General features: G+C 70.4%; 11 protein-coding genes and 1 pseudogene. 9 read left to right on the top strand and 3 right to left on the bottom strand.

Annotated elements, in window-relative coordinates; translation table 11 throughout:
* Nucleotides 1–106 precede the first annotated feature (106 nt).
* The gene (locus tag ACWC1K_RS16245) at nucleotides 107–301 is read right to left on the bottom strand and encodes a hypothetical protein (protein ID WP_450831864.1); all 195 of its coding nucleotides are present in this window, start codon (nucleotides 299–301) and stop codon (nucleotides 107–109) included.
* A 26-nt stretch (nucleotides 302–327) separates the two neighbouring features.
* Between ACWC1K_RS16245 and ACWC1K_RS16240 the strand changes: the two are divergent.
* The 6 genes and pseudogenes from ACWC1K_RS16240 to ACWC1K_RS16215 form a co-directional block, all read left to right on the top strand.
* A pseudogene (locus tag ACWC1K_RS16240) lies at nucleotides 328–513 on the top strand (L-rhamnose isomerase); the annotation flags it as partial.
* Between the two features lie 141 nt (nucleotides 514–654).
* A complete protein-coding gene (locus ACWC1K_RS16235; protein ID WP_450831862.1) occupies nucleotides 655–2,694 on the top strand; it encodes a bifunctional aldolase/short-chain dehydrogenase in 2,040 nt (679 codons plus the stop codon).
* On the top strand, nucleotides 2,691–4,139 hold the full coding sequence (locus ACWC1K_RS16230; protein ID WP_450831860.1) for a rhamnulokinase: 1,449 nt from the start codon (nucleotides 2,691–2,693) through the stop codon (nucleotides 4,137–4,139). Before ACWC1K_RS16235 ends, ACWC1K_RS16230 begins: the two co-directional genes overlap by 4 nt.
* 71 nt (nucleotides 4,140–4,210) lie before the next feature.
* Nucleotides 4,211–4,966, top strand: coding sequence for a (Fe-S)-binding protein (locus tag ACWC1K_RS16225; RefSeq protein ID WP_450831858.1), 756 nt, complete (start codon nucleotides 4,211–4,213; stop codon nucleotides 4,964–4,966).
* Nucleotides 4,963–6,441, top strand: a complete 1,479-nt coding sequence (locus ACWC1K_RS16220; RefSeq protein WP_450831856.1) for a LutB/LldF family L-lactate oxidation iron-sulfur protein — start codon at nucleotides 4,963–4,965, stop codon at nucleotides 6,439–6,441. Before ACWC1K_RS16225 ends, ACWC1K_RS16220 begins: the two co-directional genes overlap by 4 nt.
* Nucleotides 6,438–7,106 (top strand): LutC/YkgG family protein, encoded by a 669-nt coding sequence (locus ACWC1K_RS16215; protein WP_450831854.1) that lies wholly within the window; start codon nucleotides 6,438–6,440, stop codon nucleotides 7,104–7,106. Before ACWC1K_RS16220 ends, ACWC1K_RS16215 begins: the two co-directional genes overlap by 4 nt.
* Nucleotides 7,107–7,231: 125 nt before the next feature.
* Here ACWC1K_RS16215 and ACWC1K_RS16210 read toward each other — a convergent pair whose 3' ends face one another.
* On the bottom strand, nucleotides 7,232–8,275 hold the full coding sequence (locus ACWC1K_RS16210) for a sigma-70 family RNA polymerase sigma factor (RefSeq protein WP_450831852.1): 1,044 nt from the start codon (nucleotides 8,273–8,275) through the stop codon (nucleotides 7,232–7,234).
* Nucleotides 8,276–8,479: 204 nt separating this feature from the next.
* Between ACWC1K_RS16210 and ACWC1K_RS16205 the strand changes: the two genes are divergently transcribed.
* Nucleotides 8,480–8,779, top strand: coding sequence for a hypothetical protein (locus ACWC1K_RS16205; RefSeq protein ID WP_450831850.1), 300 nt, complete (start codon nucleotides 8,480–8,482; stop codon nucleotides 8,777–8,779).
* 8 nt (nucleotides 8,780–8,787) lie between these two features.
* Nucleotides 8,788–10,269 carry an MFS transporter gene (locus ACWC1K_RS16200; RefSeq protein ID WP_450831849.1) on the top strand — a complete coding sequence of 494 codons (1,482 nt, stop codon included), beginning with the start codon at nucleotides 8,788–8,790 and terminating at the stop codon, nucleotides 10,267–10,269.
* Nucleotides 10,270–10,344: 75 nt separating this feature from the next.
* On the opposite strand, the gene ACWC1K_RS16195 is transcribed toward ACWC1K_RS16200, so the two are convergent.
* Nucleotides 10,345–10,941 carry a hypothetical protein gene (locus ACWC1K_RS16195; protein ID WP_450831847.1) on the bottom strand — a complete coding sequence of 199 codons (597 nt, stop codon included), beginning with the start codon at nucleotides 10,939–10,941 and terminating at the stop codon, nucleotides 10,345–10,347.
* Between the two features lie 188 nt (nucleotides 10,942–11,129).
* On the opposite strand from ACWC1K_RS16195, the gene ACWC1K_RS16190 reads away from it, so the two are divergent.
* Nucleotides 11,130–11,987 (top strand): AAA family ATPase, encoded by an 858-nt coding sequence (locus ACWC1K_RS16190; protein ID WP_450832150.1) that lies wholly within the window; start codon nucleotides 11,130–11,132, stop codon nucleotides 11,985–11,987.
* Nucleotides 11,988–12,002: the final 15 nt, after the last annotated feature.

Here is a 12,002-nt window from a genome sequence, read left to right as displayed (position 1 = left end):
TCCGCACTCTCGCGAACACTCCCAGGGTGAGCGCGTGGACGTCTTGACGACATCCCACCAGTGGGACTACGTTCCCTGAAACGATTCAGCCCGTGTGCAGAGGTGGTCATGCCAGACCAGTCCGCCGTGAAGGCAGCACTTCCAGGACGACGACTACAAGCGGGACCTGAAGCCGTGGTTCGCCGACGGCACGAACTGTCCCGGGCAGGACGACCTCCGCGCCCGCCAGGACCGGCTCGCCGAAGGCCTCACCGAGGTGTACGAGCGGCTCGGAGACGGGCAGCGGATGCTGCTTGTGCACTGTCTGAAGCTGGGTGAGAAGGCGCAGACGTCCTCGAAGCCAACGCCGTGCTGATGGACGCGTACAACACGGATGTACGGCCGCTGCTCGCCGAGGTCCGCCAGGAGATGGGGCTCGATGCCGACCCGATCGGCGCCTACCGCCGGTCCGGATGGGCCGAGAAGATCGTCGAAGAGCAGGTCGGCGGACAGCGAGCCGGATGGGGAGCCTGAAAGCTGCAACTCGTCTTCCGGGACTTGTTGTTCGCAGACTGCGGGCCGGAGGTGGCTGGTCGCGCCCGCGCGGCGGAGTCGCAAATTGATACAGCCCCGCGCCCCTGTCGGGGCACGAAACCTTCGAAGGACTGAATGGACATGGCATCCCACCCCGAAGCTGCCGCTCTGCTGGCCCGGTCCCATCGGCTCGGTGCTGATCCCCGTAACACCAACTACGCCGGCGGCAACACGTCCGCGAAGGGCACCGACACCGACCCTGTCACCGGGAGTGATGTCGAGTTGATGTGGGTCAAGGGGTCCGGCGGTGACCTCGGCACGCTCACCGAGGCCGGGCTCGCCGCGTTGCGGCTGGATCGGTTGCGGGCCTTGCGGGGGGTCTATCCGGGTGTCGAGCGTGAGGACGAAATGGTCGCCGCGTTCGACTACTGCCTGCACGGGAAGGGGGGTGCCGCGCCCTCCATCGACACCGCGATGCACGGTCTGGTCGACGCCGCCCACGTCGATCACCTGCACCCCGACTCCGGGATCGCGCTCGCCTGCGCGGCCGACGGGGAGAAGCTGACCGCCGAGTGTTTCGGCGACACGGTGGTGTGGGTGCCGTGGCGGCGGCCCGGCTTTCAGCTGGGGCTGGACATCGCGGCGGTCAAGGAGGCCAACCCGCAGGCCGTCGGGTGCATCCTCGGCGGGCACGGGATCACCTCCTGGGGCGACACCTCCGAGGAGTGCGAGCGCAACTCGCTGCACATCATCCGCACCGCCGAGGCGTTCCTCGCCGAGCGGGGGAAGGTCGAGCCGTTCGGGCCGGTGATCGCGGGCTACGAGGCGCTGCCCGAGGCCGACCGGCGGGAGCGGGCTGCGGCGCTGGCACCGTATGTGCGGGCCCTTGCCTCTCAGGACAAGCCGCAGGTCGGGCACTTCAACGACTCCGATGTCGTGCTGGAGTTCCTGGCGCGGGCCGAGCATCCGCGGCTCGCCGCGCTCGGGACCTCCTGCCCCGACCACTTCCTGCGGACGAAGGTACGGCCGCTGGTGCTCGACCTGCCGCCGTCCGCTCCCGCGGAGGAGGCGATCGCGCGGCTGAAGGAGCTGCACGCCGAGTACCGCGAGGAGTACGCCGCCTACTACCAGCGGCACGCGCTGCCCGACTCCCCCGCGATGCGCGGCGCCGACCCGGCGATCGTGCTGGTTCCGGGTGTGGGCATGTTCAGCTTCGGCAAGGACAAGCAGACCGCGCGGGTGGCCGGCGAGTTCTACGTCAACGCCATCAACGTGATGCGCGGGGCCGAGGCCGTGTCGTCGTATGCGCCGATCGAGGAGTCGGAGAAGTTCCGCATCGAGTACTGGGCGCTGGAGGAGGCCAAACTCCAGCGGATGCCGAAGCCCAAGCCGCTGGCGACACGGGTCGCGCTCGTCACGGGCGCGGGCAGCGGTATCGGCAAGGCCATCGCGGAGCGGCTGGTCGGTGAGGGCGCGTGTGTCGTCGTCGCCGATCTCAACGCGGAGAACGCGGCCGCTGTGGCCGAGGAGTTGGGTGGTGCGGACAAGGCCGTCGCCGTCGCCGTGGACGTGACGGACGAGGAGCAGATCGCCGCTGCCTTCAAAGCGGCCGTGCTCGCCTTCGGCGGGGTCGATCTGGTGGTCAACAACGCCGGGATCTCCATCTCGAAGCCGTTGTTGGAGACTTCGGCGCGCGACTGGGATCTGCAGCACGACATCATGGCACGTGGGTCCTTCCTCGTGTCGCGGGAGGCGGCCCGGGTGATGATCGCGCAGGGGCTGGGCGGCGACATCGTGTACATCGCCTCAAAGAACGCCGTCTTCGCCGGGCCCAACAACATCGCCTACTCGGCCACCAAGGCCGACCAGGCTCATCAAGTGCGGCTGCTCGCCGCCGAGTTGGGCGAGCACGGCATCCGGGTCAACGGCGTCAACCCGGACGGTGTGGTGCGCGGTTCCGGGATCTTCGCGGGCGGCTGGGGCGCACAGCGGGCGGCCGTGTACGGGGTGCCGGAGGAGAAGCTGGGCGAGTTCTACGCGCAGCGGACCATCCTCAAGCGGGAGGTGCTGCCGGAGCATGTCGCGAACGCCGTGTTCGCGCTGACCGGCGGGGAGCTGACCCACACCACCGGGCTGCACGTCCCGGTCGACGCCGGCGTCGCGGCCGCCTTCCTGCGGTGAGCGCGCTCGTGAAGTCGTACGCCGCGGTCGACCTCGGCGCCTCCAGCGGGCGTGTCATGGTCGGCCGCGTCGGCCCCGACAGCCTGGAGCTGACCGAGGCGCACCGCTTCCCCAACCGGCCCGTACGGGTGCCCGAGGGGCTGCGGTGGGACATCCTCTCCCTGTACGGGGGTGTCCTGGACGGGTTGCGGTCCGCCGGGCAGGTCGACTCCGTCGGCATCGACAGCTGGGCCGTGGACTACGGGCTGCTGGACGCGGAGGGGGCGCTGCTCGGCAATCCCGTGCACTACCGGGACTCCCGCACCGAAGGAGTCGCGGAGAAGGTGTGGGCGAGCATGCCCGCCGAGCAGCTGTACGCGGCCACGGGGTTGCAGTACGCGCCCTTCAACACCCTTTACCAGCTGGTCGCCGCGCGGGAGACGGCCCAACTGGCCCATGCCGAGCGGTTGTTGCTCATCCCGGACCTGATGTCCTACTGGCTCACGGGCGAGCAGGGCACTGAACTCACCAACGCCTCGACGACCCAGCTGATCGATCCCCGGACGCGCGAGTGGTCGTCCGAGGTCGCCTCACGGCTGGGGGTCGACCTGGGGTTGTTCGCGCCGCTGCGGCGGCCCGGGGATCCGGCGGGTGTGCTGCGGCCGGAGGTACTGGAGGAGACCGGGCTGCGGGGTCCGGTGCCGGTGACGGCGGTCGGCTCGCACGACACCGCGTCCGCGGTGGCCGCCGTACCGGCCGACGGCGAACGGTTCGCCTACATCTGCACCGGGACCTGGTCGCTGGCCGGCCTCGAACTGGGCGCACCCGTGCTGAGCGAGGAGAGCCGGGCCGCCAACTTCACCAACGAGCTGGGGCTGGACGGCACGGTCCGCTATCTGCGCAACATCATGGGGTTGTGGCTGCTCCAGGAGTGCCTACGGGCCTGGGACGAACCGGAGCTGGGCGAGCTGCTGCTGGAGGCGGCCAAGGTGCCGGCACTGCGGTCCGTGGTGGATGCGGGCGATGCGGGGTTCCTGGCGCCGGGGCGGATGCCGGAGCGGATCGCCCAGGCGTGCCGTGTCTCGGGGCAGCCGGTGCCCGAATCCCCCGCGGAGATCACGCGCTGCATTCTCGACTCACTGGCCCTGGCCCACCGCCGGGCGATCGAGGACGCCCAGCGGCTGGCCTCGCATCCGGTCGACGTCGTGCACGTCGTCGGCGGCGGCACGCGCAACGCCCTCCTGTGCCAGCTGACCGCCGACGCGTGCGGGCTGCCCGTGGTGGCGGGTCCGACGGAGGCGGCGGCACTGGGGAACGTGCTGGTCCAGGCCCGGGCGCACGGGCTGGTCGGCGACCTCGCCGGCGGCCGGAGCCTGCTCACGCGCACCCAGCCGCTGACCCGCTACGAGCCGCGGGGCGACACCGCCCGGTGGCGTGAGGCGCAGGCCCGGCTCACCGGAAGGTAAGTGGGGTCTCCCCCACGCCTCACTCCCCGGCTACCCTTCACTCATCCGATGATCGATCACAAGGAGCCGCGATGCGTGTCGCCCTGTTCCTGACCTGTGTCAACGACACGCTCTATCCGGAGACCGGTCGCGCCGTGGTGAAGTTGCTGACCAGGCTGGGCGTCGAGGTCGATTTCCCGATGGCGCAGACCTGCTGCGGACAGGCGCACTACAACACCGGGTACCGGCATGAGGCGGAGCCGCTGGCCCGGCATTTCTCCGATGTCTTCGGGGGGTACGAGGCGATCGTGACGCCGTCCGGGTCGTGCGGGGCGATGGTGCGGGAGCTGTACCCGCGGATGGGTGAGCGGGCGCGGGCCGAGGGGCGCGGGGACACACTCGCGGCGACGTTGGCTCCCGTCGTCCCGAAGACGTACGAGCTCACCGAGTTCCTGGTGGACGTGCTCGGGGTGACCGACGTCGGCGCGTACTACCCGCACCGGGTGACCTACCACCCGACCTGTCACGGGCTGCGCGGCCTGGGGCTCGGCGACCGCCCGCGCCGGCTGCTCCAGGCCGTGAAGGGCCTGGAGCTGCTGGAGCTGCCGGGTGCCGAGGAGTGCTGCGGCTTCGGCGGCACCTTCGCCCTGAAGAACTCCGACGTCTCGGCGGCGATGGGCGCGGACAAGGTGCGCAACGCCGAGTCGACCGGCGCGGAGGTGCTGTGCGCGGCCGACAACTCCTGTCTGATGCACATCGGCGGGACGATGACGCGGCTCAGCAGCGGCATGCGGCCGGTGCACATCGCGGAGATCCTGGCGAGCACGGAGGAGGAGTCGGCCGTATGAGCGGGACGTTCGTAGGGATGCCGGCCTTCCCGAAGGCCGCGCACGAGGCGGTCAACAATCCGACGCTGCGCGGCAATCTGCGGCACGCCACCCACACCATCCGCGCCAAGCGGGCCAAGGCCGTCGCGGAGGTGTCGGACTGGGCGGCGCTGCGGGAGGCGGGCAAGCGGATCAAGGACCATACGCTGCGCCATCTCGACCGGTATCTGGAGCAGTTGGAGGAGTCGGTCACCGCGGCGGGCGGCATCGTGCACTGGGCGGCCGACGCCGACGAGGCCAACCGGATCGTGGCCGACCTGGTGAAGGCGACCGGTGAGACGGAGGTCGTCAAGGTCAAGTCGATGGCCACCCAGGAGATCGGTCTCAACGAAGCACTCGAAGCCGAGGGCATCCGGGCCTACGAGACCGATCTCGCCGAGCTGATCGTGCAGTTGGGCAAGGACCGGCCTTCGCACATCCTCGTCCCGGCGATCCACCGCAACCGGGGTGAGATCCGGGACATCTTCAAGCGTGAGATGAGCGAGTGGGGCCGTCCGGCCCCCGACGGTCTGACCGACACGCCCGCGGAACTCGCCGAGGCGGCCCGCCTGCACCTTCGGGAGAAGTTCCTGCGTGCCAAGGTCGGCATCTCCGGCGCCAACTTCATGGTCGCCGACACCGGCACGCTGGTCGTCGTCGAGTCCGAGGGCAACGGGCGGATGTGCCTGACCCTGCCCGAGACGCTGATCTCGGTCGTCGGCATCGAGAAGATCGTGCCGACCTGGCAGGACCTGGAGGTGTTCCTGCAGACCCTCCCCCGCTCCTCCACCGCCGAGCGCATGAACCCCTACACCTCGACATGGACCGGGACCACGGACGGTGACGGACCGCGCGCCTTCCATCTGGTGCTGCTCGACAACGGCCGCACCGACACCCTCGCCGACGAGGTCGGCCGCCAGGCGCTGCGCTGCATCCGCTGCTCGGCGTGTCTGAACGTCTGCCCGGTATACGAGCGGGCGGGCGGCCACGCCTACGGCTCCGTCTATCCCGGCCCGATCGGCGCCATCCTCAGCCCCCAACTCCGGGGCACCGCAAGCGAGATCGATGCCTCCTTGCCGTACGCCTCGTCGCTGTGCGGTGCCTGCTACGAGGTGTGCCCGGTCGCCATCGACATCCCGGAGGTCCTGGTCCATCTGCGGGAGCGGGTCGTGGAGGGCGGGCAGGTGACCCGCGAGGGCAACAAGGTGGTGCTGCAGCCGGCGAAGGGGCACGCGGCCGAGCGGGCGGCGATGCGCGCGGCCCGCTGGGCGTTCACGCATCCGGGCGCCCTGCGCACCGGCCAGCGGCTCGCCTCCCGCACCCGCCGCCTCCACCCGCGGACGCTGCCCGGTCCGGGCAAGGCGTGGAGCGGCAGCCGGGATCTGCCGCCGGTGCCCGCGGAACCGTTCCGCGACTGGTGGCAGCGTACGAACGGCGGAAAGGACGGCGCGAAGTGAGCAGCAGGGAACGGATCCTGGGCCGGGTGCGGCGCGCACTCGCGGACGTACCGCAGGACGACAGGCCGTACGAGCAGGCCGTTTCGCGCGACTATCTGCGGGAGCACGGGGAGCGGAGTGTCGAGCAGACAGTGGATCTGCTGGCCGAGAACCTGGCGGACTACCGGGCGATCGTGCACCGCACGGACCCGGAGGAGTTGCCGTATCTCATCATGCGGCTGCTCGCCGAGCGCGGACCCCAGTATGTGCTCGTGCCGCCGGGGCTCCCGCCGGAGTGGATGTCGGCCGCCGATCCCACCCGCGTTCACGACCGTGCCGTGAGCACCCCGCACGAGCTGGACCAGGTCGAGAGCGTGGTCACCGGCTGTGCGATCGCCATCGCCGAGACCGGCACGATCGTCCTGGACGGCAGCCCGGACCAGGGCCGCCGCCGCATCACCCTCGTCCCCGATCACCACATCTGTGTCGTAAGGGTGCCGGAGCAGGTCGTCTCGTCCGTGCCCCAGGCCCTCGAACGCCTTGACCCGGCCCGCCCGTTGACCTGGATCTCGGGCCCGTCGGCGACCAGTGACATCGAGCTGGACCGGGTCGAGGGGGTGCACGGTCCGCGCACTCTGGAGGTGGTGCTGGTGAGCGGTCGGGCGGGCGCCGACGTCAATGCGTAGCCTCCGTACCGTCGGCGAGCGCACAGGGGCGGCGACAGGACGACTGCCCTGCAGCGCCGGGCGGTGGCTGCCGCTCCGGCACCTCCGCCTTCGGGCGCCGGACAACAGGGGGCGCCCGAAGGCTGTCACTCCGTTTCGGGGAGGGTTCGGGGCAGTCCGAAGCGCGTCATGACGTCGGTGCTGAAGCTGGTGATGGCTGTGATGTGGTCGACGGCGGTGGTGAGGACCAGGAGGCAGTAGACGCGGTAGACACCGGTGTGCGGGTCCGCCAGGTACATACCGAAGGCCGGCTGGCCGTTGGCGCGGGTGGGGACCGCGCGGTAGGCGCGACCGGGGCGGAAGGTGACGGCGGCCAGGATGCGCCGGGCTGTGTCGATGCCGCGGCACTCCAGCAGGGCCGGGGGCATGGAGAGTCTCACGTCGGTGACGAGCAGTGCGATCAGGGCGTCCAGGTCGGCGCGTTCCATGGCGTCGGTGAACCGGGCGACGAGCCGCTGTTCGGCGGCGGTGTCGGATCGGGGCGCGGAGCTGAGGCTGACGTTGCCGCTGCCGCTGGGGTCGGCGAGGTGGTTGTCGACGGTGGCGCGGGCGCGTTTCAGCGCGCTGCTCACGGCTTCCTGGGTGGTGCCGAGCATCTGGGCGACTTCGGCTGCGTGGTAGCCCAGGACGTCGCGGAGGACGAGGGCGGCGCGTTGGCGTGGTGGCAGCAGTTGCAGGGCGGTGATGAAGGCCAACGAGATGGCCTCGGTGGTCTCGTAGCGGGCCTCCGGCCCGGGGCGCCGGTCGACGAGGTGGTCGAGCAGGACGTCGGGGTAGGGCTCCAGCCAGGCCGGGGCGTCGCCGGCGCCGGTGGGTTCGGGCAGGTCGGTGTCGGGCAGCGGGGCAGCGATGCGGGGGCGCCGGCCATTGGCGCGCAGCATGCTCAGGCACCGATTGGTCGCGATCTTGTAGAGCCAGGTCCGGAGCGAGGACCGCTCGCCGAACTCGCCGAGGTTACGCCAGGCCGACACGAGGGTCTCCTGGAGCGCGTCCTCGGCGTCCTGCAGGGACCCCAGGATGCGGTAGCAGTGCACCTGCAGCTCGTGGGAGTGGCCCTGTACCAGGTCGCGGAACGCCTGGTGGTCGCCGGCCCGGGCCCGCGCGATCAGGTCCGTCGTGTCCCTCTCCATCGGCATGCATCCTCGCTCTTTCTTCCGTCGGGTGCGTTCGGCCCGTTCCACGATGCGTTCGGCTCGCTCAACGATGAAGACGCCACCGGTCCGGCGAATTGGGCGGTGGCGCGCCGACCAATTTCGGGCGGGCGCCGACGTCTACCCGGTTGGAGGCGGTCCCAGTCGGGGACGCGCCCCGGAACCGGAACAGGACCACAGATCATGGCCAAGTACGTTTTCTCCTTCCGTGTGCCCTCCGGCTACCAGCCCCACGCCGGGACGCCGGCCGAGTGGCAGGCCTGGTTCGGCGGGCTGGGATCGGCCCTGGTGGACATCGGCAACGCGGTGACCGATTACGCCTCGCTCGGCGAGGTCGGCGGCAGCGACTCCCGGATGGTCGCCTACTCGGTGGTGTCCGCCGAGGACATGGACCGCGCACTGGCGCTGGCCAAGGACTGCCCGGTGCTGCGGGTCGGCGGCGGGGTCGAGGTCGGCCCCGTGCTGGAAGCGGCCGGGTCGTGAGCGACGCCATGACCGCATCGACGGCACCGCCGCGGGGGTCGTTCCTGGCGACCGGGCGCGGCAGGGTCACGCTGGCGCTGCTGTGCGCGGTGACGTTCCTGGACGTCATGGACGGCGCGATCGTGAACGTCGCGCTGCCCACCATCCGTACGCATCTGGGGTTCTCGGTGCAGAACCTGCAGTGGGTGGTCAGCGGCTATCTGATCACCTACGGCGGGTTCCTGCTGCTGGGCGGTCGGGCCGGGGACCTGCTGGGGCGGCGGCGGATGCTGATCGCCGGGACCGCGCTGTTCGCTGCCTCCTCGCTGGCCTGCGGGTTGGCCGAGAACCAGGGTTTGCTGGTCGGCGCCCGGCTCGCCCAGGGCCTCGGGGCGGCGATGATGTCCCCGGCCGCGCTGTCCGTCCTGACCACCACGTTCCAGGACTCCGACCGGCACAAGGCGCTGGGCGTGTGGGCCGGGATCAGCGGGATGGCCTCCGCGGTCGGTCTGCTCTTCGGCGGGCTGCTCACCCAGGACTTCGGCTGGCGGTGGGTGTTCTTCGTGAACCTCCCACTGTGCGCGCTGGTGCTGTTCGGGGCGTTCCGGATTCTGCAGCCCGACGACGGCCGGCCCGTGCCGGGCGGTTTCGACGTGGTGGGCGCGGTGCTGGTCACCGCCGGCATGCTGCTGCTGATCTTCACGCTGGTGAAGGCGCCGGACGAGGGCTGGGGTGCGGGCCGCACCGTCGGCGGGCTGGCCGCCTCGGTGTTGCTGATGGCCGCCTTCGTGGTCAACGAGCAGCGGCGCGCCCATCCGCTGGTCCCGCTGTCGATCTTCCGGATCAAGGGCCTGGCCGCGGCAGATGCCACCCAGGTGATCGCGTGGGCCGGGTTCTACTCGATGTTCTTCTTCGTCACTCTGTACATGCAGAACGTCCTGGGCTACTCCCAGCTGCAGTCCGGGCTCTCGTATGTACCGGTGAGCGTCGGCATCGGGTTCGGGTCGACGGTGGCGACGAAGATGTTCGTCCGGACCGGTACCCGTCCGATCATCGTCTCCGGTGCGCTGCTCGCCGCCGGTGGCATCCTGTGGCTGTCCCGCATCCCGGTGGATGGCACCTATCTCGGCAACCTGCTCGCCCCGCTGGTCCTCATGGGAGCCGGGCTGGGAATGTTGTACGCCGGTGTGCAGACGGCCGCGAACGCGGGCGTTCCGGAGGATCGGGCCGGATTGGCCGCGGCCCTGATCACCACCTCTTTCCAGCTCGGGTCAGCGCTCGGCCTGGCGGTGTTCAGTGGGATCGCGACCAGCCGCACCAGCCACCTGCTGGCCGCCCACACCCCGCTGCCGGAGGCGCTCACCGCGGGGTTTCAGCGGGCCCTGCTCGTCAGCGCCCTCTGTCTCCTGGCGGCCGGAGCCATCGCGCTGCGCGCCTCCAACACCCGCGGCGAACCCACCGCCACGCCGGAAACCCAACAAGACCTGGATCCCTCCTACGACCCTGCATGACCCGACACAACGAAATCCCGGGATGGTGTTCAACGCCGTCCCGGGATTCTCTTCACCTTCATCGCCGGGTCCGTGTCAGCAGTAGACGATCGGGCAACCGCGGCGCATCGAGTGCTGGGCGGCCCGCACATACAGCGCCACATAGAACGCGGTGTCCAGGTCCTCGCTCCATGGGCCGGGCCGGGCGGCGGCCAGGTCCTTCGCCGGTCCGTCCAGGAACCACGTGGTCAGGTCCAGGTTGTCGTTGGTCGGCGGTATCTCGTCCACCGGGAGTTCGACGGCCGTCGCCAGCCGCCCGGCGAGGCGGAGCACCTGGGGAGCGCCGGCGACCATCGTCTCGTCCGTGTAGGCGGAGTTGACGGGGAGCCAGATCTCCTCGTCGAGGGAGAGTGGCACCAGCAGTGTCCAGCCGCAGAGCACCTCCTCCTCGGCCCGTGACAGATGCGAGCGGCACAGCGCGCTGAAGCCGTCCATGGGAGGCACCAGCTTCTCCTCGAACGACATCCCCGAGCCGCGCACGAAATCCGTCTCCTCCGGCACCGAGGTGTACGGCGGCAGACCGCGCCGTCTCAACTCCTCGTCGAGCGCCGAGGCGACGGCTCCTCGGCCACCCTGCTCCTCGTCCTCGTCGAACCACTCCTGCGCATCGACACTGACCAGATAGATCCCCATGCCCGAAACGTACAAGGCGCCACTGACACCGGCTTCGAAGGCGGCGGCGACTTACCGCCGGCTGGTGCCCCAGCACGACCCGACGGGTGCTGCGCGCATGGCCGGCCGCCCCACATTTTGCGTGACAGAGGGGGTGAACAAGCGCTTAGATAGTAGATCCGACCCATGCCGAGCTGGAGGCCCCGTTGCTGTTCTCATCCGTCGACGACGTCTCCGCACGGTTGGCCACCACCGGCTATCTCGCCTCGCCCGCGGTCGCCACGACCGTCTTCCTCGCCGACCGTCTGGGCAAGCCGCTGCTGGTGGAGGGCCCCGCCGGGGTCGGCAAGACGGAGCTCGCCAAGGCCGTGGCCGAGGTGGCGGGCGCGCGTCTGGTCCGGCTGCAGTGCTACGAGGGCGTCGACGAGTCCCGGGCGCTGTACGAGTGGAACCACGCCAAGCAGCTGCTGCGGATCAGCGCGGGCCGCGACGAGACCTGGGACGAGACCCGCACGGACATCTTCAGCGAGGAGTTCCTGCTCACCCGCCCCCTGCTCACCGCCATCCGCGGCGACGACCCCAAGGTGCTGCTGATCGACGAGACCGACAAGGCGGACGTCGAGGTGGAGGGCCTGCTCCTGGAGGTGCTGAGCGACTTCCAGGTCACGGTTCCCGAGCTGGGCACGATCTCCGCGACCCGCCGGCCCTTCGTCGTCCTGACCTCGAACGCGAGCCGCGAGCTGTCCGAGGCCCTGCGCCGACGCTGCCTGTTCCTGCACATCGGCTTCCCCGATCAGGAGCTGGAGCGCCGGATCGTACGGCTGAAGGTGCCCGGTCTGGACGAGGCGCTGGCCGACTCGGTGGTGCGGGTGGTCGGTGCACTGCGCGCGATGGACCTGCGCAAGGTGCCCTCGGTCGCCGAGACGATCGACTGGGCGCGCACCCTGCTCGCACTCGGCGCCGACACCCTCGACGAGAACGTCGTACGCGACAGCCTCGGCGTCCTGCTCAAGCACCAGGACGACGTCCTCAAGGCGGCCGCCAAGCTGGACCTGGACGCCGTGTGACCGCCCCCGGAGTGG

The sequence above is a fragment of the Streptomyces sp. NPDC001492 genome (assembly GCF_053597275.1).
The sequence above is the reverse complement of the archived record's forward strand: the minus strand, read 5'-3'. Positions and strand labels throughout refer to the sequence as shown.